Source organism: Alexandriicola marinus, assembly GCF_004000435.1.
In the GTDB taxonomy this organism is placed as follows: Bacteria; Pseudomonadota; Alphaproteobacteria; order Rhodobacterales; family Rhodobacteraceae; genus Alexandriicola; species Alexandriicola marinus.
In genome coordinates this window covers 177,814-200,356 of the sequence record NZ_RBVZ01000002.1, presented here as the reverse complement: position 1 = coordinate 200,356, position 22,543 = coordinate 177,814, and the positions used below count along the sequence as shown (strand labels likewise).

The window sequence follows — 22,543 nt, the reverse complement described above, 5'->3', positions numbered from 1 at the left end:
CGTCAGGCCACGTCGAACAGATCAAGGTCTGACAGGCGGACCCGAGGCAGAGACGGGGCACCGAAATCCTCGATCCGGCTGACATGCGGGAAACATGACAGGAAGACGTCCAGCAATTCGCCCCGAAGCCCGATCAGATGTGCAGGGCCGGGATGATAGCTTTCGATCTCCACCCCGTTGGTGGGGATCCGATGGTGGCCCTCGAAGCCCAGGTGATAGACGGGCACCGAGGTCGGGGGCGTCAGTTCGATGATGTTGTTGCCGTCGATGAAATCGCGCGCGGGTATGGCGGCCGTCTCTGACCCGGTCAGCCTGCGGACGCCGTGCGAGCGGTGAATCAGCCGTGCCTTCGGACCGAGGATAAGGTCCGGCATCGGGCGGGCGATCCCCAGTGCATCGGCCGCGATCCGCGTCAGTTTGCCCATCGATGGCTCCTGCCGGGTGGCGCTGGGCGAAATGATCGTGGCTCCGCGCCACAGAAGCGTCTGAAACCCGGCATCCGCAGTGCAGACCTTGTCGCCGGGAAGCAGGTCTTCGACGGCGATCTGGCCGCGATCCGTATGCAGCAGGCAGCCGCGTGCGAATGCGCACAGCGCATCCTCGAAGACAGGCAATGCCGGCACGATCCGGGTGAAATCCTGGATATCCTTCGATGAGGGAGAAGCCAGGTGGACGACCTCGATCTTGCGCATGAGAGGCGGCATGCGCTGAGGTCGTCCAGCTGTCTGAGCGAGCCGGTTCATGGAACCGACGGTGGTTTCCTGTGTCGGCACGAGATCCCGTGCAGAGGAACGAGGCGAACTGATCATGCGGCGTACCCTTCGGTTCGTCACATCATTTGTTGGCCCCACCAACAACATCTGAGGAACAATGACATTGAGTGAAATGTGCCCAACCTGCACGGAAAGGTCAAAATTTCGGGGCGATTTTCGCAAGTCGTGGGACCAATCCCGCCGCAATTCCGAAAATTGTTCACCGGAGGTGGGAAAATCCTGCCACATTTCGATTCGCGCCAAAGCGTTGGACAAAAAAATCCCCGGCACAAAGGCCGGGGAGTCGAGGGGATGCAAATGTGGCGGCTCCGCCGCCGGGGTGATCTGTTTGCCGGGCCAAGTGACCCCGCCGGCTGATCCAGCCGAAATCCGTCAGCCCGCGGCGGCCTGTTTCAGGCGGGGGGCGGGCGCTGCCTTGCGTCGACTGATCATGGCTTGCCGGCGCAATCCGCGTTCCCACGGCATCCGCGTCTTGCAGGCCTGCGCCTCGTCGAGGATCGATTTCATCCAGCGTCGTTGGGATTTCATCTCTGTCTCCATCAGGTCCGTCCTCATCACGCGTTGCGATTGGGCCCCGCGCTATCTGGGGTGATGTATGAGTGACAGGCCAGTTTGGCCTCAGTAGGGCGTTCCGAAAATTTCTGCCGGAAACTGGTTGATGAAATGTGGCGAACAAACAGTTGCAGGTCATTCAGTCGCAGGGCCAACTGCCACAGGCTCTGGAGGTGATCGTCGGGGACAATGCCGATACAACCGGACGCATTGTTTCGGGATTTGTGACAGCATCAAGGCGCCGATCTGCCCGAGGAATGCCGCAATCCTTCGGACATGGCGCCGGACCGACGCCTTACAGGCAGATCGCTGAAATCAGGCGCCCGTAATCGGCTTCGCGGCGATGCGTCGCCCGGCGATAGCTGAAGAACCTGTCCGGGTCGGCATAGGTGCAATGCCGGGTCCATTCGGCATTCCGCACGCCTGCCTCGCGCAGTCGCCACAGCACATATCCCGGCAGGTCGAACTGCATCCGGTCGCCCTCACCACCTGCAAAGAAGCGCAGGGCCCTGTCATCCTCGGCAATGAAGGCATCGACGAATTCCGGACCCACTTCGTAGGACTTCTGGCTGATCGTCGGGCCAATCGCGGCCACGATGCGGCCCCGCTCTGCGCCGAGGGTCTCCATCGCCTCGATCGTCGCCTCGAGTACACCTGCCAAGGCGCCCTTCCAGCCGGCATGCGCCGCCCCGATCACCCCGGCCTCCGTGTCCGCAAATAGGACGGGAGCGCAATCGGCCGTCAGGATCGACAGGGCGAGGCCGGGTTTGTCGGTGACAATCGCGTCACCACGCGGGCGGTCCGGCACCGCGTCACGCAGGACGGTCACATCGGCCGAATGCACCTGCGTGACACCCATCAGGTTTTCTGGGTCAATCCCCAGTGCCTGCGCCACGCGGACCCGGTTCAAAGCCACGGCCTGCGATTGATCCGAGCTGCCATGGCCGCAATTCAGCCCGTGGAACACGCCCGACGATGCACCGCCCGACCGGCCGAAGAACCCGTGTTTCGCGGGTGCGATCAGATCCGACGTGATGATGTCCAGTGTCATGGCTCCAGACCGGGTGGCGGCGAGGCCCCCTCGGGGAAGAGCCCCAGTACCTTGAAAAGTTGGCCCATCTCGTCGGGGTGGGTCAAGCGGTGATGCTGGGTGACGATCGCTTCCCGGGCCTCGCCCTCGGCGCGGGCGGCCAGCGCCTGCGCACGTTGTGTCACGCCCAGCCGTTCCAGAAAGACACCCTGTGTCTCCATCCGGCTGTGACGCGCAGGGACCGCCGCACGGGCCAGTGCCTCGAAATCCACATGCGCGGTCAGGTCGATCTGGCCGGGGGCGGAAAATACATCGACATATTCATGCCGCGACATGGCCTGAACCGTATCGCCATAGCTGCGCCAGCCGCCGTAATCGACGATCAGCGCCGCGCCGCCCGCCGTCGCGATCCGCGCACCCAGCATCGCCGTGATCTCGAGCGCGGGTTCGCACAGTTCCACGATATCGCCCTCTGCCGTGTCGGCCAGCCGCCATGCCAGAGCGCGCACGGGCGCGGGGTCGGCAAGGTCCGGGACAAGCCCGCCCGAGGCGTCGCGGGAGATCACCCGTTCCCGCCAGCTGCCGCCCGTGCGGACGAACTGGCGGATCGGCAGCGCGTCGAAGAATTCGTTGGCCAAGAGAAACAATGGCCCGTCAGGCAGGCTGTCGGGTGTGTCATGCCAAGTCGCGTCGGGCACCTTGCGGGCCTGCTCGGCCCGCAGTCTCGGCGAGGCCTCGACGAAATGCACGCTGACCGCGTCGCGGAAGCCCGGCACTTTGGAGGCTGCACGCAAGACGTCGGACATCAGGGTGCCGCGACCGGGGCCCAGCTCGGCGAGGATCGCGCCATTGGGCGTGCCCTGTTCCGCCCAGCAGGAGGCGAGGGACAGGCCCATCAATTCACCGAACATCTGGCTGATCTCGGGGCCGGTGACGAAATCGCCCTGAAGCCCGATCGGATCGGTGTGGGTCGTATAGTAGCCATGTTCCGGATCGGTCAGGCACAGCGCCATGAACGTATCGAGCCGCATCGGCCCATCCTGTTCGATCCGCGCCGCGATCTTGCGGCCAAGCGGGCTCATGCGCGCGCCCGTCGCGCGGCGACGATCACTGCGAGGCCGATGATGATCATCGGCAATGTCAGAAGTTGTCCCATGGTCAGCCCCCATCCGTTGATATGCAGCGCAAGGCCAAGAGGGTTGCCCGGCGAGACGAATTGCGCATCCGGCTGGCGCACGAATTCCACGGCAAACCGGCCAAGCCCGTAACCCGTGAAGAACACCCCCGACATAAGCCACGGCGTCCTGAGCGCGCCGCGCCGGAACGCCAGCCAGACGAGCAAGATCAGAAGAACGACCCCTTCGAGGAACGCTTCGTAAAGCTGAGACGGGTGGCGGGCACAAAGCTGCCCTGCCGTGGCGCAGGCTTGTGCGGCCTCCCCCGGAAAGATCACACCCCAGGGCAGATCGGTGGGCCGGCCCCACAGTTCGGCATTGATGAAGTTGGCGATCCGACCCAGCAGGATCGCGGGCGGGCTTGCCAGCGCGATGGAATCTGCAGCCGAGCCAAGTGGAATGCCGTGGCGCCGCGCAAAGATCAGGATCGCGAGTACGACGCCGAGGAAGCCACCGTGGAACGACATGCCACCGGTCCAGATCATCGGGATTTCGGCCGGGTTCTGCAGGTAATAGCCGGGCTGGTAGAACAGGACATATCCCAGCCGTCCGCCACCGATGATCCCGATCACGATCCAGGTCAGCAGGTTTTCCAGCTGTTCCGGCGTCATCGCCGGGGTCTGGTCGCGCCAAAGGGCGGGCCGTTTCAGCGCAGCCACCGTGATCCGCCAGCCGATGATGATGCCCACGATATACGCCATGGCATACCAGCGCAGGGCAAACTCCATGCCGAAGAGGCTGATCGACACGATCTCGGGCGAGATATCTGGAAAAGGAATACCGCTCTGCATGGCCGCTCATTGCGGGGTTGGCGGCACGAAGTCAACCGGGCGGCAAGTGCTTGTGATCCGGGGTCGACCGCCCCATATGTAGGTCAGACAAACCCGGAGGAAGCGATGCAGACGCGATCCAAAGTCCTTGACGATATTAGCCAGCTGATGACCAACGCGATGGGCGTGGCACAGGGCGCGAAGGATGAGGCCCAGACGGCGATGACCTCTATGGTCGACCGTTGGCTTGCCGAGCGCGACCTCGTCACCCGCGAGGAATTCGACGCGGTCCGTGCGATGGCCCAGAAGGCCCGCGAGGAAAACGCCGAGTTGCGCGCCCGGATCGAAGCGCTCGAAGCCAAGGGCTGAGCCTGTCGCGTCCCCGGTTGGGGGCGCTCCCCCGGATTTCAGGCGGACGTGGTCCGCTCAGTCGGGGATACGCCGCATCGCGGCCATGATGGAGATCGCCCCGCCCATGGCGATAGCCGCGGAAAACAGGTAGGCCCCGGCGCCCGCCCATTGTGCGATCATCCCGAAGATCACCACGATCCCCGAGGCCAGCGCCAGTTCGATCACGACGAGAAAGCTTTGCGCCTCGGCCGCATCGCTCTCGTCGGTCTTGTCGGCGATGAAGTTGGTAATCGCCAGAAACCCCATCGCATAGGTCAGCGCGTGCAACAGCTGAAGCACGATAAGGACTGGCACGCCGGGTGCCATCGACATCGCCGTCCAGCGCACGACTGACGCCACCGCCGCGATCATCATCAGGGTCAGCGGGGGCCACCGCGTCGCGATCCGGCGAAATCCGAAGAACATCGCCGTTTCCGCCAGCGCCCCCAGAACGATGAGAAACCCGATCGTCGCGGTGGTGATGCCCTGTTCCGCCCAAAGCAGGCCCTGGAACGAATTCAGGATCATGTGGTTTGAATCGATGAAGGCCCAGGCCAGCAGCGGCAGAACGAACCATGCCTTCCGCATCTGCGGAAAGCCCTGCCAGATGGTCCGGGCCGTGCGGACTTGCCCGGGGTCGCGCATGGGCGGCAGGCCAAAGGCCGCGATGGCCCTGAGCACGCAGAACCCCACGAAGAGCGGCAGGAAAAGGTCGATCCTGTCCTGCCCCATCAGCAGGCCGACCCCGCCCACGGCCAACAGGTATCCGATCGTGCTGAGCGCACGGAACGGGCCGAATTCCGCGCCGCGCCTGCGCAACATGCGCAGGGCCGCGGCATCGGTGACCGGCACGACGACCCGCTGCGCCCCCGCCGTCAGCGCCCAGAGGATCAGGATCGCCACGAAGCCTTCGGCGCCGAAGAGGCCCGCGGCAAAGACCGCCGATACAAGGCCGCCCAGCCGGATGACCTGCCCCCAGTCCCGCGCCCTGTCGGCCAGCCGCCCGACGAACAGCGTCACGAACAGCAAGAGCGCGATGGGCGCCGCGCCCAGAAGGCCGATCTGCACCGCGTCGAGCCCCAGATGCGCGAACCAGATGCCCGAATAGGCATTGACCAGTCCAACACTCAGGAACTGAACGAAGAAATAGATCCGCAATCGCCCCTCGGGCGAGGCTGCCGGGCCGGCCGTGGCCGGCCGCTGCATGTCAGAATGACCCGAGATAGGCGGTCAGAATGCGTCGGGCCGCCTCCAGATCGTCGCGATGGATCATCTCTGTCACAGTGTGGATATAGCGGGTGCCGACGGTGATCCCGATCGCGCGCGCGCCCGCCGCCGCCTGTTGGGCCGCAGCGCCATCCTGCCCGCCGGCCGCGAGCATCGTGCGCTGGTAGGGAATGTCCTCGGCCTTGGCGATGGCCTCGATCTCAGCGACCAGTCGCTTGTCGGCGATGAAGCTCGAATCCCGGATATGCAGGCCGAAGCCGCTGCCCTGCACCGTGGTGCGGTCCTTTTCCGGCACGCCGGGCGTGTCGCACGACAGGGTGACGTCGATGCCGATCCCGATATCGGGCTTGACCGCGAAGGCCGAAGTGCGCGCCCCGCGCAGCCCGACCTCTTCCTGGCTGGTGAAGACCACGTGGATCTCTGCCCCGCGGCCCGTGTCGCCCAGAGCGCGGATCGCCTCGATCCCCAGCCAGCAGGCCACCCGATTGTCGAGCGCCTTTGACACCAGCTTGTCGCCGAGTTCGAGGAACGGTTCGTCCATCACGATGAAATCGCCGATCCGGATCTTGTCGGCCGTCGCTTCGCCCAGCCCGGTATCGACAAAGAAATCGGTGGGCAGCGGGACTTTCTTGCGTTCCTCGGGGGTGGAGATGTGAACGGGCTTGCCGCCCGGGTTCATCACGCCCTTGTAGTCGCCGTCTTCGGTGCAGACCAGAACGCGGCGGGAAAACAGGTTGCGCGGATCGAACCCGCCCACGGGCAAGACGTTGATGAAGCCCTTTTCCGTCACGTGACTGACGAGGAATCCGATCTCGTCCATGTGGCACAGCAGCATGACCCGGGGCGCGTCGTCGGACGTCGCCCTGCGCACGCAATGCAGCGATCCCATCGGATCGACCGAGATGTCGTCGAACAGGCCCTCCACCTCGGCCGTGATCAGATCGCGAACCCGGTCTTCATGGCCCGGCACGCCCGGCGTTTCACAAAGTCGCTTCAACAAGTCGATATTCATCTCGGCCATCCTGTGTTGGGTTGCGGGCATTCTGGGTGAGCCTGCAGGGCGATGCAATGGGCAGGGGGCGCCTGTGAGGGGCCGAATTTCTGCGCGCTGGCAGGCTTATCCCCAAGAAATGACTTTACAGCCCCCCCTCGAAGGCTTCACCATATTTCGTAGGAACGGAAAAGAAACCCTACCCGTCCTAGAGCAGGCATCAAGCGCTAGCGAGGTTTTTTAAGGCTGGCGCAAGCAGTGAGGCAAGCGATGGCGCTGACAGAGCAGTTTACCCCGTCCGAGGACATTCATCCCATCGACATGGTCGAGACCCTCGCGGAACACCATGATTGGGAGTTCGACAGGATCACCGATGACCAGATCGCGATGGCGGTCGAGGCCCAGTGGCGGACCTATTCCATCACGCTGGCGTGGTCGGCCTATGACGAGACCCTGCGCCTGATCTGCACCTTCGAGATGGAGCCTCCCGAAGGACGGATCCCCGCGGTCTATGAACTTCTCAACGAACTGAACGACCAGTGCTGGGCCGGATCGTTCACCTGGTGGGCTGAACAGAAGATGATGGTCTATCGTTATGGCCTGATCCTCGCGGGCGATCAGGTCGCCGGGCCAGAGCAGGTGGATACCATGATCCGCGCCGCGGTCATGAGCTGCGAGCGGTATTATCCGGCCTTCCAGCTGGTCACATGGGCCGAGCGGACGCCGGCCGAGGCCATGGCCGTCGCCATTGGCGAGGCCTATGGCCGGGCCTGACCTGCTGTTGGACTGACCCCGGCCACACGGGCGCGGGGCTATCAAGGATAGAGGGCGGCCGGACACGGGCCGCCCGACTGATTTCCGGGGGTCCCGGAAAGGAGGAACGACGATGAACGATGACCTGATCCGACGCGGTCTTGTCCTTCTGGGGTGCGGCAAGATGGGGTCCGCGATGCTGGCGGGCTGGCTTGATCGCGGGGTCCCGGCCAGCGCGGTTCACGTGATCGACCCTGCGCCCTCCGACTGGTTGCAGGGCACGGGTGTTGCGATCAACGGCCCGCTACCCGACAATCCCGCGATCGCCCTGATCGCGGTGAAACCGCAGATGATGGGCGATGCCTTGCCTGCCCTGCAAAAGCTGGGCGGCGGCGAGACGCTGTTCCTGTCTGTCGCGGCCGGCACCCTGATCGCCAGTTTCGAAGCCGCGTTCGGCAGCGACACCCCGATCATCCGCGCCATGCCCAACACGCCTGCCGCCGTGGGCCGTGGGATCACGGCGATCATCGGCAACGCCCATGCCACGCCCGCCCAGCTCGATCTGGCGGAAGCCTTGTTGAAGGCCGTGGGGCAAGTCGTCCGGCTTGAGAGCGAGGCGCAGATGGATGCGGTCACCGCCGTGTCGGGGTCCGGTCCGGCCTATGTGTTCCACCTGATCGAGACGATGACCGCCGCCGGTATCCGGCAGGGCCTGTCCGAGGACCTTGCCCTGCAGCTTGCCCGCGCGACGGTCGCCGGGGCGGGTCATCTGGCGGAGGTGTCCGGCGAGGCCCCCGGGCAGCTTCGGGTCAATGTGACCTCGCCGGGTGGAACGACGCAGGCCGCGCTCGACGTGCTGATGGATGCGGAGACGGGCTTTCCCGCGCTGCTTGACCGGGCGATTGCGGCGGCGGCCAACCGGTCAAAGGAGCTGTCGAATGGCTGAGATCACGTTCGATGATTTTCTCAAGGTTGATATCCGCGTGGGCCGGGTGGTGAAGGCCGAACCCTTCCCCGAGGCGCGTAAACCCGCGATCAAGCTTTGGGTCGATTACGGCGACGAGATCGGGGTGAAGAAATCCTCGGCCCAGATCACGGCGCATTACGACCCCGAAAGCCTGATCGGGCGGCAGGTTATGGCGGTGGTGAACTTCCCGCCGCGCCAGATCGGGAAGTTCATGTCCGAGGCCCTGGTTTTGGGCGTGCCGGACGCGCAGGGCGAGGTGGTCCTGATCCGGCCTGACGAGGACGTGCCTTCAGGGGCGCGGCTCTACTGAAAAGGGTGTTCGTGCGAGAACACCCTCACTAAATCAATGCCTTGTGGCTGATACGTCGCATTGTCGCGCGACGCGTCAACCTTTGCGACGGCGCCGGAGCCATCCCCAGCCGAGGACCGCGACGGCCGCAATGGCCGCAAGCCCGCCCATCATGTTCCCTGAAAACAGCTTGTCCCGGATCGTCAGGGGGCGGGAAGGGGTGGTGATGATGTTGTCGCCTCCTCCACCACCAAAATATGTATGGTGCGACTCGGCGACGTCATAAGCCTCGGACTCGTCGTGGAACCAGGACGGATCGATCAGCAGATCGTCGTCATGTCCGAGATTGTCCGCTGACGTGATGATCGTTGTGTCGGGCTCTTCGAAATGCGTGATGATATCTTCGTCCGGAATATTTGCCGAAGCGCCGCTTGCCGCCACGGCGGCGAGGGTAATGGTTGTTCCCTTCAAGGTCTTGTGCTGTCTCAATGTTTCACTCCCGTAATGACAGCGGGGCGTGAACCCCAATAGAATACGATTATTATCGGAAATGGTCCGCAGAGCCGTCAAGTCCTGAGGACCGGCAATCGGCTCAGCGCGATTGATCGCCGGTTTCTTCGCGCCAGTGGCGGCGGCAGAGGGAGAGATATGTCTCGTTTCCACCGATCTGGACCTGCGCGCCGTCGGTCACGACGCGGCCTTCGGAATCCTTGCGGACGACCATCGTGGCCTTCTTTCCGCAATGGCAGATGGTGCGCACCTCGCGCATCTCGTCGGCCAGAGCCAGAAGCGTGGCAGAGCCCGGAAACAGCTCCCCCCGGAAATCGACGCGCAGGCCATAGCACATGATCGGCACACCCAGATCGTCGACCGCGCGGGCCAGGGCCCAGACCTGTTCGCGGGTCAGGAACTGCGCCTCGTCGATAAAGATGCAGGCGCAGGGCCCGGTGGCAAGCCGTGTCTCGATCATCGTGAACAGATCGTCCTCGGGACCGTAGGTGTCGGCATTCGCGCCGATGCCGATCCGGCTTTCGATGCGCCCGGGGCCGGCGCGGTTGTCGATCCGTGCCGTCAGCAGATAGGTCTGCATCCCGCGTTCGAAATAGTTGTGTGAGGCCTGAAGAAGCACGGTCGATTTGCCCGCGTTCATGGTCGAGTAGTTGAAATAGAGCTTTGCCATGGGCGTCGGGTATAGCCACGCCGCGATCATGCGCAAGACCGAGGGCGGTGAAGGACACCGAAGCACATTCTCCGTGAGTGGGGCCTGCCTGTGGAACAGCGTGCCTGCCCTGTGCAGCGGGCCTTCACCTCATACCCGGATGACAAAGCCAACGGGGTGGGATAATGGGAAAGCCAGTCGGGATTTCCCACTCTGGATCCCGTCGGGGCGGACAAGAAGGGCTGAATTAGTGAATGGTTATCTGAAGAAACACACGGAAGCGTTGGTAAAGGATGTCGGCATCGAGGCTGCCTGTCGGCTGACAGGCAAATCCAAGGCCACCCTCGGACGATACTATTCGCTCGATGACGAACATTCGGACAGGTTCATGCCGATCAATGCGGTCGCCGCCCTCGAAGCGGCATCGAGCCATCCGCATGTCACATCTGCGCTGGCCGAGTTGCGCGGTGTCCATCTGGACGGCGATCTGTCCCGGCGAAACAGTCAAGGCGGCATCAATTCTGACGTCATCACGCTCAGCCAGCGCTTTGCGATGTTGATGGCCGAATACAACCAGTCGATCGAAGACGGGGTCATTTCCGTCAACGAGGCAAAGCGGCTCCTTGGAGAGACGCTCGAGTTACAGAAGATCCTGGTGGAGATGAAACTCCACCTCGAGGAAGAAGCGGGCTAAGGGCCCGCGCGCGCCGTCAGGCCTGAAGCGCGCGGACGCCCACATCCCCTTCGGCGCGGGCCGCGATGGCACCGGCCGAGGCCCGGGCACCGGCCGCGGTGGTGTAGTAGGGGATTTTGTCATAGAGCGCGACGGAGCGGATATCGCGGCTGTCTTCGACGGCCTGCGCACCTTCGGTCGTGTTCCAGACAAGCTGGACATGACCGTCCTTCATCCGGTCGACGATCGTGAGGCCACCTTCATAGACCTTGTTGACGGTCTCGCAGGTGATGCCCGCGTCGGTCAGCCACGCGGCTGTGCCACGGGTGGCAAGAAAGCCGAAGCCCTGATCCGCAAGCGAGCGGGCGGCGTCGAGCATCAAATCGGACTTGTCCTCGTCGCGGATCGAGATGAAGACCCGGCCCTCGTGAGGCAGGTCGGTGCCCGCGCCAAGCTGTGCCTTGAGGAAGGCGCGTGCAAAGCTGCGGTCCCAGCCCATGACCTCGCCGGTCGACCGCATCTCGGGGCCGAGGATCGTATCGACACCGGGGAAGCGGGCGAAGGGCAGAACGGCCTCCTTGACCGAGAACCACGGCATGTTGGGATCGGCCAGCGTCAGCGGATCGGCCAGCGGCATCGGCGTGTCATAGCTGACATCCTTGTAGGGCGGGCGCAGCGGGAAGTTCGACAGCGGCTCGCCGGCCATGAGACGCGCGGCGATCGATGCGATGGCGGAATCCGTGGCTTTGGCCACGAACGGCACGGTGCGGGAGGCGCGGGGATTGACCTCGATGAGGTAGATATCCTCGCCCTTGACCGCGAATTGCACGTTCATGAGGCCGACCACGTTCAGAGCGAGCGCCAGAGCCCGGGTCTGTTCGACGATCCGCGCCTGAATTTCGGGGCTGAGCGTGTGGGGCGGCAGGCAGCAGGCGCTGTCGCCAGAGTGAACGCCGGCCTCTTCGATGTGCTGCATGATCCCCGCCACATGGACGTTCGTCCCGTCGCAAAGCGCATCGACGTCGACCTCGGTCGCGCCGGACAGATAGCCATCCAGCAGGACGGGGCTGTCGCCCGAGACGACGACGGCCTCGGCGATATAGCGTTTGAGATGATCCATATCGCGCACGATTTCCATTGCGCGGCCGCCCAGCACATAGGAGGGGCGGATCACGAGAGGGAAGCCGATCTCGCCCGCGATATGCAGCGCCTCTGCATCGGTCGAGGCGATGCCGTTGACGGGCTGTTTCAGTTCAAGCTTCTGGACGAGGTTCTGGAACCGCTCACGATCCTCGGCCAGGTCGATCGCATCGGGCGAGGTTCCGAGGATCGGGATGCCGGCCTCGTGCAGGGCATTGGCGAGTTTCAGGGGCGTCTGGCCGCCGAACTGGACGATCACGCCATGAAGCGTGCCGTTCTGCTGTTCGCGGGCAAGAATTTCCATCACATGTTCGAAGGTGAGCGGTTCGAAATAGAGCCGGTCCGAGGTGTCGTAATCCGTCGACACGGTTTCCGGGTTGCAGTTGACCATGATGGTTTCATAGCCCGCGTCCGACAGCGCATAGCAGGCGTGGCAGCAGCAATAGTCGAACTCGATCCCCTGGCCGATGCGGTTCGGGCCACCGCCCAGGATCACCACCTTCTTGCGATCCGAAGGCCGCGCCTCGCATTCCACCTCGCCCATTACGGGCTCTTCGTAGGTGGAATACATGTAGGGTGTCTGCGCCTCGAACTCGGCGGCGCAGGTGTCGATCCGCTTGAAGACCGCGGTGACGCCGAGATTGAGGCGGGCGCGGCGCACGTTCTCTTCGGTGCGGCCGGTCAGTTTCGCCAGCCGGGCATCGGTGAAGCCCATCATCTTGATGTCGCGCAGGCCGGCCTCGGACAGGGGCAGGCCATCGGATTTGAGCCGGGCCTCGGTGTCGATGATCTCGCGGATGCGGGCAAGGAACCACGGGTCGAATTTCGTAACCGCCCCGATGTCCTCGTCGGACAGCCCTTCGCGCATGGCCTGCGCGATGACACGCAGGCGGTCCGGCGTCTGCCGGGCCAGCGCCTTGGTGATCGCGGCCTTGTCGGGGGCGCCGGGGATCTCGATCTCGTCGAAGCCGGTCAGGCCGGTTTCCATCGAGGCCAGCGCCTTCTGCAGCGATTCGTGGATCGTGCGGCCGATGGCCATGGCCTCGCCCACGGATTTCATCGCCGTGGTCAGAAGCGGCTCGGAGCCCGGGAATTTCTCGAAGGCGAAGCGCGGGATCTTGGTCACCACATAGTCGATCGTCGGCTCGAACGAGGCGGGCGTGACCTTGGTGATGTCGTTGTCCAGCTCGTCCAGCGTATAGCCTACGGCCAGCTTGGCCGCGATCTTGGCAATCGGGAAGCCGGTGGCCTTGGACGCCAGCGCCGAGGAGCGCGAGACGCGGGGGTTCATCTCGATCACGACCATGCGGCCGTCTTCGGGATTGATCGCCCATTGCACGTTCGATCCGCCGGTCTCGACCCCGATCTCACGCAGAACGGCGATCGAGCCATTGCGCATGATCTGGTATTCCTTGTCGGTCAGCGTGAGCGCGGGCGCAACGGTGATCGAATCGCCGGTATGAACGCCCATCGGATCGACGTTCTCGATGGAACAGACGATGATCGCATTGTCCGCCTTGTCGCGGACAACCTCCATCTCGTATTCCTTCCAGCCCAGAAGGCTTTCATCGATCAGGATCTGCCCCACCGGAGAGGCATCCATGCCCGAGCGGCAGAAATGTTCGTATTCGGCGCGGTTATAGGCCACGCCGCCGCCGGTGCCGCCCAGCGTATAGGCCGGGCGGATGATGGCGGGCAGGCCGATATCCTCGAGCGCCTCCATGGCGATCGCGACGCCGGCCTTGAGATCGGACTTGCCGTTGTCGAGCTTGGGGGCGGTGACGATGGTGGCCTTGGGGTTCTCGATCCCCAGACGATCCATCGCTTCGCGGAACAGCTTGCGATCCTCGGCCATTTCGATGGCTTCGCGCTTGGCGCCGATCATTTCGACGCCAAACTTCTTGAGCACACCCATTTCCTCGAGCGCGAGCGAGGTGTTCAGGCCAGTCTGCCCGCCCATCGTCGGCAGAAGCGCGTCGGGGCGTTCCTTTTCGATGATCTTGGCGACGATCTCGGGCGTGATCGGCTCGATATAGGTGGCGTCGGCAAGGCCCGGGTCGGTCATGATCGTGGCCGGGTTCGAGTTGACGAGGATGACGCGATAGCCCTCTTCTTTCAGGGCCTTGCAGGCCTGGGCTCCGGAGTAATCGAACTCGCAGGCCTGTCCGATGATGATAGGCCCGGCTCCGATGATCATGATGGAGCTGATGTCGGTGCGTTTGGGCATGGCAGGGTCCCCCGAGGGTTGGCAGCGCGCGGCCGGCGGCTCGCAAATCCTCGCGGGTTATAGACACGACGCCCCCGCGTTCAAGTCCATATCGCATCTGTCGGGAGATGTGCGGAAATGCTCGTGCTTTCACATTCGAGAATGTGTTAAGCTTTCAGGCAAGTATAGCTGACAATCGTGCTTCGCGCCGTGCTGGCCGTATCACTCTGATGCCCGCCCCGATGAAAGAGGGTCGGCGAACCGGCGAAAGGTGCAATGGGACGTTCACCGACTGCCTCGCGATTGCGTAATCTGCCCAAGGGCACGGTTTCGCCGAATGCGGTATCAGATGTTCTGACCGCAGCGCGCCAGCGTCTTGGAGAGGATGCCGTGCGCCTGATCTGCACGCGGGCCGAATTGCGTGGCACGCCCGATCCGGACATTCCGTTGGACGAAGCGCAGGCCGTGCGGATCCATACGGCGCTGCGGCAGGCAGAGCCTGAACGGTCGGCCGAGGTCTTTCGGCAGGCGGGATTCGCCTCGGCCGAAGCTTTCGTCGAAACCTATCTGTCGAAGAAGGCGCAGGCGATGCTGTCGGCGGCGCCCTGGACGATGTCCGCCTGGCTTCTTGGGCGATGGGCGCGGCAGCATGTGCGTGCCTTTGCCGGTCAGGCCCGGTTCGAGATGCTGCGCGACCTCGAGATCGAGTTGTGGAACAATCCATTCGCCGCACCGCATGGCACCCGGGATCACCCCGGCTGCTATTGGCAGGAGGCTCTGTTCGAGGGGATGTTCCGTGATCTTGTCGATCCGCACCTGATCTGCCGGGAAATGACGTGCGTGGGCCAGGGCGACGATGCCTGCCGGTTCGCGTTCATCCTGAATTCCGGGTGACACCAAAATTATCCAATTTTGGTCACTCCCCAGATTTCTCGAAATTTGGGCCCCCGCCCATGTCGTCCGCACACATGTAGTCGCGGGTCAACGGGGCGGCGGTCTGGTGGCGGGTCAGTTGGACCTGGAAAATCTCGTTGGCCAGATGGGTGAACCCGATCTCCGAGGCCACGAGATAGTAGCGCCACATCCGGACAAAGGTGTCGTCATACATCGCCTCGATCGTCTCCCGGTTGGTCTCGAACTTGTCTTGCCACGCGCGGAGCGTGTCGACGTAATGCATCCTCCATACCTCGATATCCGTGGCGATGAGCCCTGATCGTTCGACATCGCGCATCACTTCGGACAGGGAGGGCGTGTAGCAGCCGGGAAAGATGTACTTGTCGATGAAGGGCGCTGTCAGGCCCGGCGGCGTGGCCCGCCCGATCGTGTGGACCAGGGCGATCCCATCGTCAGACAGGTTTCGGCGAATGCGATCGAAAAAGGTCGGGTAATTCGGCAGGCCCACATGCTCCATCATACCGACCACGACGATCCGGTCGAATTCCTCCCGCAAAGCCCGGTAATCGATCTGTCGCCATTCGATCCGGTCGGCCACGCCCGCGGCCTCGGCCCGCTTGGCGGCATGGGCCAGCTGCACGCCGGACAAGGATACCCCCACGACCTTGGCCCCGAAATCCCGGGCCAGCGTGATCGCCATGCCGCCCCAGCCACAGCCGATATCGAGGATCTTCATATCCGGCTCGATCAGCAGCTTCTTCGCGATATGGGCTTTCTTCGCGGCCTGCGCCTCTTCGATCGTCATGCCGCGATGGGGGAAATAGCCGCAGGTGTATTGCAGATCCTCGTCGAGGAAGAGTTCGTAGAGATCGACAGACAGATCATAGTGATGTTCGACGTTCTGCCGTGCGCGGGTCAGGCCGTTGGCCTGGGTGAAGCGACGGGTCGCGCGTTTGAGGGCGGGGACGATCGTCTTGAACCGGCCGAATTGGCGCGCGCGGGCATTGCCGGCCAGAAGGGCCAGCATGCCGCGCAGATCGTCGTTTTCGACCGTGAGATGGCCCCACATATAGGCCTCGCCGATGGCCAGTTCGGGCCTGAGCAGGAGCCTGCGGGGCGTGGCCTTGTCGTGGATCGCGATGCGGACCGCGGGACCGTCCTTGCCATATCGGCTTTCGGAGCCGTCGGGCCAGACGATTTCAAGCGTGCCGGTCCGGATCAGGCCCCGAAGAAGGCCATCGAGCTGCGAAACCCACAAATTCAAAAGTCAAACCCCACGATATGACGCCCGTCCAGAATGTCGTGAAACTGGCGCAGGGGCCCGCACAGTGCAAGGGCCCCTTGACTTTGGGCCCCCGGACCTGTGTATCGGCCCGGATCCGCCATTCACACAGCCGAACCGAGGACGCCATGCACGCCTATCGAAGCCACACCTGCGCCGCCCTGACCAAGGCCGATGTGGGTGATACTGTCCGCCTGTCGGGTTGGGTGCACCGCGTGCGCGATCATGGCGGCGTCCTGTTCATCGACCTGCGGGACCATTACGGCGTGACGCAGGTTCTGTGCGACCCGGACAGCCCCGTTTTTGCCGAGGTTGAAAAGGTGCGCTCCGAATGGTGCATCCGGATCGATGGCGAGGTGAAGGCCCGTGACGAAGGGCTGGTGAACCCCAAGATACCCACCGGCGAGGTCGAGGTCTTCATTCGGGACATGGAGGTTCTGGGCGCAGCGAACGAACTGCCGCTGATGGTGTTCGGCGATCAGGAATATCCCGAAGAAACGCGGCTGCGCTATCGCTACCTCGATCTGCGGCGCGAGAAAATGCAGTCAAACATGACGCTGCGGTCGGACGTGGTGGCCTCGATGCGGCGGCGGATGTGGGAGCAGGGCTTCCGCGAATATCAGACGCCGATCATCACCGCATCGTCCCCCGAGGGCGCGCGCGATTTCCTTGTCCCGAGCCGTCTTCATCCGGGAAAGTTCTACGCGCTGCCGCAGGCGCCGCAGCTGTTCAAGCAGCTGATCATGGTGTCGGGCTTCGATCGCTATTTCCAGATCGCGCCCTGTTTCCGCGACGAGGATCCGCGCGCGGATCGTTCGCCCACGGATTTCTACCAGCTCGACCTCGAGATGTCCTTCGTCGAGCAGGAAGACGTGTTCAACACGATCCAGCCGGTGATCGAGGGCGTGTTCGAGGAATTCGGCGGCGGTCACAACGTCGACAAGCTCTGGCCGCGGATCAAGTTCGCCGATGCGCTGCGCTGGTACGGCACCGACAAGCCCGACCTGCGCAATCCGATCAAGATGCAGGACGTGAGCGAGCATTTCCGCGGCTCCGGCTTTGCGATCTTTGCCAAGCTTCTGGAGCAGGAGGGCACCGAGATCTGGGCGATCCCCGCGCCGGGCGGCGGGTCGCGCAAGTTCTGCGACCGGATGAACGCCTATGCCCAGAAAGAGGGCCTGCCGGGGATGGGCTATATCTTCTGGCGCGATGGCGAAAACGGGATGGAGGCGGCTGGGCCGCTCGCCAAGAACATAGGCCCCGAGCGGACCGAGGCCGTCCGCCTGCAACTGGGCCTTGGCAAGGGGGATGCGGCGTTCTTCCTGGGGGGCAAGCCCGCGAGTTTCGAAGCAGTCGCAGGGCGCGCGCGCAATGTGATCGGTGAAGAGCTGAACCTGACCGAGAAGAACCGCTTTGCCTTTGCGTGGATCGTCGATTTCCCGATGTTCGAGAAGGACGACGAGACGGGCGAGATCGATTTCTCGCATAACCCGTTTTCGATGCCGCAGGGCGGGATGGATGCGCTGAACGGTGATCCGCTGGATGTTCTGGGCTTCCAGTATGATCTGGCCTGCAACGGCTATGAGCTGATCTCGGGGGCGATCCGGAACCACAAGCTCGATATCATGATCAAGGCGTTCGAGCTTGCGGGCTATGACGAGGCCGAGGTGCATGCGCGGTTCGGCGGGATGGTCAACGCGTTCCAGTATGGCGCGCCGCCGCACGGTGGATGTGCCGCCGGGATCGACCGGATCGTGATGCTTCTGGCGGATGAGGAAAACATCCGCGAGGTCATCATGTTCCCGATGAACCAGCGTGCCGAAGACCTGATGATGGGCGCCCCGTCCGGGCCCACCAATGAGCAGCTGCGCGAGCTTCGGCTGAGGGTCCTGCCGCCCGAGGGGTGAGCTGCCCAAAATTTGAGAAATTTTGGGGCGGCGGCACTCCGCTGAGCGCTGCACTCATGTCTTCTTTGCCCGGGGGTGGTGCGCTATATTGGTCCCATGTTCCCCGGGTAGAATGATGAGGCAGGCCAGTGGTGTTTTCTCCCGATCTCGCGGACAGGCGGTTCGGCGTTGGGTTGTCGCCGCGTCATGGGCCGCCGTCGGACGTTCAGGACATGCTTTCTCGACTGGCCGGCCCCGATCAGATGACCGGGCGTTTCCCGATCCCGCTGACCGACGCGGTCACGCCCCGGGTCGAGGAGCTGCGCGCATTGCAACGGGCACGGGCGGAAAATGATGAGAATGAAGAGGCCTATCGCGCGGGGCGTCAGCAAATGGAGGCGGCGCGTCTTGCCACCTTTCGCGCGCACCTTGCCCGCGGGATCGAGACGACGGACGGCTTTCGCGAGAGGCTGACCCAGTTCTGGGGGGATCATTTCACGATCCGCGCCCGCAACGGCCTGATGCGCCACTACGTCACCCCCTATGTCGAGGAGACGATCCGCCCTCATGTCGCCGGCCGTTTTGCCGACATGCTGCGCGCGGCGGTTACCCATCCGATGATGCTGATCTATCTCGATCAGGTTCGCTCGGTCGGGCCGAACAGCCCGGTTGCGCGCGATGGCCGCGGCCTGAACGAGAACCTCGCGCGCGAGGTTCTGGAGCTGCACACGCTGGGCGTGGACGGCCCATACGGTCAGGCGGATGTGCGCCAGCTGGCGGAACTGTTCACAGGGTTGAGCTGGGGTGCCGACCGGGGCTTCTGGTTCCGCCCGCGCTTTGCCGAGCCGGGGGCCGAGACGGTTCTGGGCGTGACCTACGGGTCGGAGGCATCGCTCGAGCCGATCCACGCGGTGCTGGACGATCTGGCCGCGCATCCGTCGACCGCCCGGCATCTGGCCACCAAGCTTGCCGTCCACTTCGTGGCCGATGCCCCGCCGCCGGGCCTGATCGACGTGATGACGGCCGCATATCTTGCGTCAGACGGGGCTCTGCTTCCCGTCTATGAGGCGATGTTGCGCCACCCTGCCGCATGGACCCGCGGGATCGAGGCAGGTCCGGGCGCGGCCAAGGTGATGCAGCCGTTCCAGTTCATCCAGTCGGCCCTGCGCGGGATCGGCGCGAATGGCGACGACTTGATCGCCCTTGATCGGCCGATGACCGTTCGCAACCTGATGCGGCCGCTTCTGTACATGGGGCAGGATTGGGAGCGGCCCGATGGCCCCGATGGTCTGCCCGAGACGGCGGAGGCATGGATCACGCCGCAGGGCATGGCCGCCCGGATTGACTGGGCGTTTCGTGCGCCCTCAGCGCTGATGGGAGACTTGCCCGATCCGCGCGATGCAGTGCGCCATCTATTGGGTGCGGATGCGCCACGGACAGTTGTTTTTGCCGCGGGTGCAGCCGAAGATCGGGTCGAGGGGATCGGCGTGATCCTGACCTCCGCCGCCTTCCAGAGGAGAGACTGATGGACAGACGCCGTTTCCTGACGACGATCGGGGCGCTGGGCTGTTCTGCCGCGGCCAGCCCTCTTGTGACGCCGATGGCCTTTGCTTCGGGCCCTTGGGACAATCGCCTCGTCGTGATCATTCTGCGCGGCGCGATGGACGGCATCGACGTGGTGGCGCCCGCGGGCGAGGCGGCGGCGCTGGCGGGTCTGCGCCCGACGCTGGGACTGGACGGGCATTTGCAGACCGGTGGGTTCTGGGCCTTTCACCCTGCGCTGGCACCGCTGACGCCTCTTTGGCTGCGCGGCGAATTTGGCGCAGTGCAGGCCGTCTCGACGCCCTACCGCGACAAGCGCAGCCATTTTGACGGGCAGGATATCCTCGAGGCGGGCTTGCCCGGGCTCGAAGACGGGCGCGTGCGGGACGGATGGCTCAACCGGATGATGCAGATCGTGCCGGGCATGACCTCGGAGACCGCCTATGCGATCGGGACGGATCAGCTTCTGATCCTCGACGGCTCGGCCGATGTGGCGCGCTGGGCCCCCGAGGCCCGGCTGCGGATCGGTCCGCAGGCCGAACGGTTGATCGACCTCGTGACCCATTCCGACCCTCTCTTTCGCGACGCCACCGCCGATGCCATTGAGATCGCGCAATCAATAGACGAGCAGGGCGAGATGGGCATGGAGAGCGTGGGCAATGGCGGCCATGTCCGGGCTGCGACCTTCGCCGCCGAACGTTTGCTGGGCGAGACGCGGATCGCGAGCTTTTCTCTGGGCGGATGGGATACCCATGGCCGGCAGAGACAGGGGCTGGCCCGCGCGCTGGGCAATCTCTCAGACGTCATCCTGACGCTGGAGGCCGGGCTGGGGCCGGTCTGGGAAAAGACGGCCGTTCTGTGCCTGACGGAATTCGGCCGGACAGTCGCGGAAAACGGGACCCGCGGAACCGATCACGGGACGGGCGGGGCGCTGCTTTATGCGGGCGGGGCGCTGAAGGGCGGGCAGGTGCTGGGTGACTGGCCGGGGCTCGATCAGCTTTATGCCGGGCGTGACCTGTTGCCGACACGGGACCTGCGGGCTCATGCGGGATGGACGATCCGGTCACTCTTCGGGCTCGACGCCGATCTTATCGAGACGCGCGTCTTTCCCGGCGTGGAGCTTGGTCCTCGGAGCGGGCTTCTTCTCTAGCGGCGCGGATATCGGGGTTGATCGCGTCGGACAGGCGGTCGAAGGCGCGCTGACCGCCGCAGAAGCCGGGATCGCCCGGTGCGCCACGATCGAACCAGACCTCGCAGGCCTCGGTGGTGCGGCATTCGGTGCAGCAGCGCAGCGTATCGCGGGAGGCTTCGATCAGGGTGGTGCCCAGATCCTGTTTCGGCACGATCCCCATCCGGTCGAGCATCTGCCTGCGCAGTTTCAACCTCCGGTCGAAATCGGTGGTCATATGGGTCAAAAGGCCCGTCATGGCCAACACCCCCCGGGTCATCGAGTCAGTGACACGACAATGAGGCGTTGATCCCAAAGTTGTCAATCAATCCTTACACAGATTGCTCATATAATCCTGAGCGCCTGGTGTTAGTGTAAAGTCAGATTGTCAGATTTGCGGCGCCTTTGTCGGGGGTCGGCCGGGATGAGGCCGGCGCCTCGGGCGGGCGCGATGTGGCGCGGGCGATCTCTTCAAAGGCGAGCCTGGCGCGACAGAACATCGGTGCATCCGATGAACTGGAGCCGAGCCAGAAGGCGCAGAGATCGGGCTGTGCGCATCGGTTGCAGGACAGCAAGGTTTCGCGCAGCGGGGCAGCCAGATCCTGTGCCAGATCGGGCCTGTCGATGATGCCCATCTTGCGCATCATCCCGCGGCGCAGCGCCATGCGGTTTTCGAACGTCTGGGTGATGTGGGCCAATTCTCCGGACATCACGAGGTCCCTCCCTTTCGTATGTCGTATGCAAAGGCATACGCTCGGTGGGGGTGGTTGGATCACAAGAATGTAAAAAAATATTTACAGATAGACTGTCAGTCTATGTTTACAATGCGTTACTCCCGTCTGTGGCGACCTGTCGCAGGGTCTCAGCTGGCGCAATTGCGGCAGAGCGCGGCGGTCGGCACGGCGTCGAGCCGTTCGGGGCTGATGTCGTCGCCGCACTTGGCGCAGATGCCGTAGGAGCCGTCCTCGATCCGCGCCAGCGCCGCGTCGATGGCGCGCAACTCGGTCAGGTCCTGCTGGCCCATGGCCTCGAGAACCTCGTCCCCCTGCCGCTCGGCCGAACGATCCTCCCAGTCCTTGGGCGGTTCGTCGTCCAGCTGATCTTCGATCCTTGCGAGGTCTTCGGTCAGTTCGGCCCGGCGGGCCAGAAGGGCGGCTTTGCGGTCGTCATGGGGCATGGATGGCTCTCCTTTCATCGGCTCAGCGTCGCAGGGGGCGGGACGGGCGGCGTTGATCTGAATCAACCCTCACTTGCCGGTCAGCGATTTCGCGATCAACCATGAGATGGGGAAGGCGAGGACGAACCCGGCCAGCCCCGCGATCACGATCGGCCAGAGCGTGCCATACCCCGCCACCAGAACCGCGATGACGCCCACCCCGGCCAGAGTGGAGCCGATGAACAGGTGCAGGATGAGGGTCAGTGCCATGGGGGCCTCCGGTCGGATCAATGTCGGCAGGAGGCTATCAAGCGGTGGGGGAGGGAGCGTTGATTTGGGTCAAGCTTCGCCTTGCGGAGCGGTTCGGGATGCGTCCGCGGCCTTTTTCAACCAACGATGCCGTTATGGTGAGGCCGCGACACTAAAGTTCTTGGAGCAAACCTATTGCTTCGACTACGTGGAACGAGGTCTGGTACTCGCCCTCGGCAACATGAAAAAGCGACCGAGGACATGGCAGTTA

The 22,543-nt window shown here is 63.9% G+C and carries 24 protein-coding genes; 9 read left to right on the top strand and 15 right to left on the bottom strand.

The genetic code is table 11. The features are described from left to right. Positions 1–2: 2 nt before the first annotated feature. The 5 genes from EP376_RS07355 to lgt all read right to left on the bottom strand — a co-directional run bounded on the left by EP376_RS07355 (position 3) and on the right by lgt (position 4,321). The gene (locus EP376_RS07355) at positions 3–704 is read right to left on the bottom strand and encodes a Hint domain-containing protein (RefSeq protein ID WP_238928688.1); all 702 of its coding nucleotides are present in this window, start codon (positions 702–704) and stop codon (positions 3–5) included. Between the two features lie 441 nt (positions 705–1,145). Then, positions 1,146–1,301 carry a hypothetical protein gene (locus EP376_RS22945; protein ID WP_164744886.1) on the bottom strand — a complete coding sequence of 52 codons (156 nt, stop codon included), beginning with the start codon at positions 1,299–1,301 and terminating at the stop codon, positions 1,146–1,148. A gap of 319 nt (positions 1,302–1,620) precedes the next feature. Continuing rightward, the gene (gene pgeF, locus EP376_RS07350) at positions 1,621–2,376 is read right to left on the bottom strand and encodes a peptidoglycan editing factor PgeF (protein ID WP_127654924.1); all 756 of its coding nucleotides are present in this window, start codon (positions 2,374–2,376) and stop codon (positions 1,621–1,623) included. Next, positions 2,373–3,437: a class I SAM-dependent methyltransferase gene (locus tag EP376_RS07345; protein WP_127654923.1), complete on the bottom strand. Its 1,065-nt coding sequence runs from the start codon at positions 3,435–3,437 to the stop codon at positions 2,373–2,375. Before EP376_RS07345 ends, pgeF begins: the two co-directional genes overlap by 4 nt. Next, a complete protein-coding gene (gene lgt, locus EP376_RS07340; protein WP_127654922.1) occupies positions 3,434–4,321 on the bottom strand; it encodes a prolipoprotein diacylglyceryl transferase in 888 nt (295 codons plus the stop codon). The genes EP376_RS07345 and lgt overlap by 4 nt, the downstream gene beginning before the upstream one ends. Positions 4,322–4,426: 105 nt before the next feature. Here lgt and EP376_RS07335 point away from each other — a divergent pair, with 105 nt between their 5' ends. Next, the gene (locus tag EP376_RS07335) at positions 4,427–4,669 is read left to right on the top strand and encodes an accessory factor UbiK family protein (protein ID WP_127654921.1); all 243 of its coding nucleotides are present in this window, start codon (positions 4,427–4,429) and stop codon (positions 4,667–4,669) included. A 57-nt stretch (positions 4,670–4,726) separates the two neighbouring features. On the opposite strand, the gene EP376_RS07330 is transcribed toward EP376_RS07335, so the two are convergent. Both EP376_RS07330 and EP376_RS07325 read right to left on the bottom strand, forming a co-directional pair. Continuing rightward, positions 4,727–5,896 carry an MFS transporter gene (locus tag EP376_RS07330; protein ID WP_127654920.1) on the bottom strand — a complete coding sequence of 390 codons (1,170 nt, stop codon included), beginning with the start codon at positions 5,894–5,896 and terminating at the stop codon, positions 4,727–4,729. Between the two features lies 1 nt (position 5,897). After that, positions 5,898–6,929, bottom strand: a complete 1,032-nt coding sequence (locus EP376_RS07325) for a M42 family metallopeptidase (protein WP_203330974.1) — start codon at positions 6,927–6,929, stop codon at positions 5,898–5,900. A gap of 249 nt (positions 6,930–7,178) precedes the next feature. On the opposite strand from EP376_RS07325, the gene EP376_RS07320 reads away from it, so the two are divergent. From EP376_RS07320 to EP376_RS07310, 3 genes are all read left to right on the top strand, one after another. Continuing rightward, positions 7,179–7,682: a type III secretion system chaperone family protein gene (locus EP376_RS07320; RefSeq protein ID WP_127654919.1), complete on the top strand. Its 504-nt coding sequence runs from the start codon at positions 7,179–7,181 to the stop codon at positions 7,680–7,682. Between the two features lie 112 nt (positions 7,683–7,794). Next, the gene (proC, locus tag EP376_RS07315; RefSeq protein WP_127654918.1) at positions 7,795–8,607 is read left to right on the top strand and encodes a pyrroline-5-carboxylate reductase; all 813 of its coding nucleotides are present in this window, start codon (positions 7,795–7,797) and stop codon (positions 8,605–8,607) included. After that, positions 8,600–8,938 carry a tRNA-binding protein gene (locus EP376_RS07310; RefSeq protein ID WP_127654917.1) on the top strand — a complete coding sequence of 113 codons (339 nt, stop codon included), beginning with the start codon at positions 8,600–8,602 and terminating at the stop codon, positions 8,936–8,938. Before proC ends, EP376_RS07310 begins: the two co-directional genes overlap by 8 nt. Before the next feature lie 75 nt (positions 8,939–9,013). Here the strand turns inward: EP376_RS07310 and EP376_RS07305 are convergent, their stop codons facing one another. After that, positions 9,014–9,487, bottom strand: a complete 474-nt coding sequence (locus EP376_RS07305; protein WP_127654916.1) for an MYXO-CTERM sorting domain-containing protein — start codon at positions 9,485–9,487, stop codon at positions 9,014–9,016. 22 nt (positions 9,488–9,509) lie between these two features. Beyond that, on the bottom strand, positions 9,510–10,097 hold the full coding sequence (locus EP376_RS07300; RefSeq protein WP_127654915.1) for a thymidine kinase: 588 nt from the start codon (positions 10,095–10,097) through the stop codon (positions 9,510–9,512). A gap of 229 nt (positions 10,098–10,326) precedes the next feature. On the opposite strand from EP376_RS07300, the gene EP376_RS07295 reads away from it, so the two are divergent. Further along, entirely contained in the window at positions 10,327–10,770 is a 444-nt protein-coding gene (locus EP376_RS07295; protein WP_127655879.1) for a hypothetical protein, read from the top strand. Between the two features lie 16 nt (positions 10,771–10,786). Here EP376_RS07295 and carB read toward each other — a convergent pair whose 3' ends face one another. Then, entirely contained in the window at positions 10,787–14,116 is a 3,330-nt protein-coding gene (carB, locus tag EP376_RS07290) for a carbamoyl-phosphate synthase large subunit (protein ID WP_127654914.1), read from the bottom strand. Positions 14,117–14,371: 255 nt separating this feature from the next. Here carB and EP376_RS07285 point away from each other — a divergent pair, with 255 nt between their 5' ends. Next, on the top strand, positions 14,372–14,989 hold the full coding sequence (locus EP376_RS07285) for a V4R domain-containing protein (protein ID WP_127654913.1): 618 nt from the start codon (positions 14,372–14,374) through the stop codon (positions 14,987–14,989). Positions 14,990–15,011: 22 nt separating this feature from the next. Here EP376_RS07285 and EP376_RS07280 read toward each other — a convergent pair whose 3' ends face one another. Continuing rightward, positions 15,012–16,253 carry a class I SAM-dependent methyltransferase gene (locus EP376_RS07280; protein WP_338068383.1) on the bottom strand — a complete coding sequence of 414 codons (1,242 nt, stop codon included), beginning with the start codon at positions 16,251–16,253 and terminating at the stop codon, positions 15,012–15,014. Between the two features lie 146 nt (positions 16,254–16,399). Here EP376_RS07280 and aspS point away from each other — a divergent pair, with 146 nt between their 5' ends. From aspS to EP376_RS07265, 3 genes are all read left to right on the top strand, one after another. Further along, a complete protein-coding gene (gene aspS, locus EP376_RS07275) occupies positions 16,400–18,178 on the top strand; it encodes an aspartate--tRNA ligase (protein ID WP_127654912.1) in 1,779 nt (592 codons plus the stop codon). A 212-nt stretch (positions 18,179–18,390) separates the two neighbouring features. Continuing rightward, positions 18,391–19,683 carry a DUF1800 domain-containing protein gene (locus EP376_RS07270; protein WP_238928687.1) on the top strand — a complete coding sequence of 431 codons (1,293 nt, stop codon included), beginning with the start codon at positions 18,391–18,393 and terminating at the stop codon, positions 19,681–19,683. Further along, complete coding sequence (locus tag EP376_RS07265; protein WP_127654910.1) at positions 19,683–20,849, top strand: DUF1501 domain-containing protein; 1,167 nt, start codon at positions 19,683–19,685, stop codon at positions 20,847–20,849. The genes EP376_RS07270 and EP376_RS07265 overlap by 1 nt, the downstream gene beginning before the upstream one ends. Here EP376_RS07265 and EP376_RS07260 read toward each other — a convergent pair. From EP376_RS07260 to EP376_RS07245, 4 genes are all read right to left on the bottom strand, one after another. After that, entirely contained in the window at positions 20,788–21,126 is a 339-nt protein-coding gene (locus EP376_RS07260; RefSeq protein ID WP_127654909.1) for a DUF6455 family protein, read from the bottom strand. The genes EP376_RS07265 and EP376_RS07260 overlap by 62 nt on opposite strands. Positions 21,127–21,247: 121 nt before the next feature. Further along, positions 21,248–21,577, bottom strand: coding sequence for a DUF6455 family protein (locus EP376_RS07255; protein WP_127654908.1), 330 nt, complete (start codon positions 21,575–21,577; stop codon positions 21,248–21,250). Between the two features lie 152 nt (positions 21,578–21,729). Next, positions 21,730–22,044: a TraR/DksA family transcriptional regulator gene (locus EP376_RS07250; RefSeq protein WP_127654907.1), complete on the bottom strand. Its 315-nt coding sequence runs from the start codon at positions 22,042–22,044 to the stop codon at positions 21,730–21,732. A 69-nt stretch (positions 22,045–22,113) separates the two neighbouring features. Beyond that, positions 22,114–22,293, bottom strand: coding sequence for a CTP synthetase (locus EP376_RS07245; protein WP_127654906.1), 180 nt, complete (start codon positions 22,291–22,293; stop codon positions 22,114–22,116). Positions 22,294–22,543 lie beyond the last annotated feature (250 nt).

What these genes read in the sequence shown, in the direction of transcription:
- EP376_RS07355 (WP_238928688.1), bottom strand. Translation starts at nt 704, where the DNA reads ATGCCGCCTCTCATGCGCAAGATCGAGGTCGTCCACCTGGCTTCTCCC.
- EP376_RS22945 (WP_164744886.1), bottom strand. Translation starts at nt 1,301, where the DNA reads ATGAAATCCCAACGACGCTGGATGAAATCGATCCTCGACGAGGCGCAG.
- pgeF (WP_127654924.1), bottom strand. Translation starts at nt 2,376, where the DNA reads ATGACACTGGACATCATCACGTCGGATCTGATCGCACCCGCGAAACAC.
- EP376_RS07345 (WP_127654923.1), bottom strand. Translation starts at nt 3,437, where the DNA reads ATGAGCCCGCTTGGCCGCAAGATCGCGGCGCGGATCGAACAGGATGGG.
- lgt (WP_127654922.1), bottom strand. Translation starts at nt 4,321, where the DNA reads ATGCAGAGCGGTATTCCTTTTCCAGATATCTCGCCCGAGATCGTGTCG.
- EP376_RS07335 (WP_127654921.1), top strand. Translation starts at nt 4,427, where the DNA reads ATGCAGACGCGATCCAAAGTCCTTGACGATATTAGCCAGCTGATGACC.
- EP376_RS07330 (WP_127654920.1), bottom strand. Translation starts at nt 5,896, where the DNA reads ATGCAGCGGCCGGCCACGGCCGGCCCGGCAGCCTCGCCCGAGGGGCGA.
- EP376_RS07325 (WP_203330974.1), bottom strand. Translation starts at nt 6,929, where the DNA reads ATGAATATCGACTTGTTGAAGCGACTTTGTGAAACGCCGGGCGTGCCG.
- EP376_RS07320 (WP_127654919.1), top strand. Translation starts at nt 7,179, where the DNA reads ATGGCGCTGACAGAGCAGTTTACCCCGTCCGAGGACATTCATCCCATC.
- proC (WP_127654918.1), top strand. Translation starts at nt 7,795, where the DNA reads ATGAACGATGACCTGATCCGACGCGGTCTTGTCCTTCTGGGGTGCGGC.
- EP376_RS07310 (WP_127654917.1), top strand. Translation starts at nt 8,600, where the DNA reads ATGGCTGAGATCACGTTCGATGATTTTCTCAAGGTTGATATCCGCGTG.
- EP376_RS07300 (WP_127654915.1), bottom strand. Translation starts at nt 10,097, where the DNA reads ATGGCAAAGCTCTATTTCAACTACTCGACCATGAACGCGGGCAAATCG.
- carB (WP_127654914.1), bottom strand. Translation starts at nt 14,116, where the DNA reads ATGCCCAAACGCACCGACATCAGCTCCATCATGATCATCGGAGCCGGG.
- EP376_RS07285 (WP_127654913.1), top strand. Translation starts at nt 14,372, where the DNA reads ATGGGACGTTCACCGACTGCCTCGCGATTGCGTAATCTGCCCAAGGGC.
- aspS (WP_127654912.1), top strand. Translation starts at nt 16,400, where the DNA reads ATGCACGCCTATCGAAGCCACACCTGCGCCGCCCTGACCAAGGCCGAT.
- EP376_RS07270 (WP_238928687.1), top strand. Translation starts at nt 18,391, where the DNA reads ATGCTTTCTCGACTGGCCGGCCCCGATCAGATGACCGGGCGTTTCCCG.
- EP376_RS07265 (WP_127654910.1), top strand. Translation starts at nt 19,683, where the DNA reads ATGGACAGACGCCGTTTCCTGACGACGATCGGGGCGCTGGGCTGTTCT.
- EP376_RS07260 (WP_127654909.1), bottom strand. Translation starts at nt 21,126, where the DNA reads ATGACGGGCCTTTTGACCCATATGACCACCGATTTCGACCGGAGGTTG.
- EP376_RS07255 (WP_127654908.1), bottom strand. Translation starts at nt 21,577, where the DNA reads ATGTCCGGAGAATTGGCCCACATCACCCAGACGTTCGAAAACCGCATG.
- EP376_RS07250 (WP_127654907.1), bottom strand. Translation starts at nt 22,044, where the DNA reads ATGCCCCATGACGACCGCAAAGCCGCCCTTCTGGCCCGCCGGGCCGAA.
- EP376_RS07245 (WP_127654906.1), bottom strand. Translation starts at nt 22,293, where the DNA reads ATGGCACTGACCCTCATCCTGCACCTGTTCATCGGCTCCACTCTGGCC.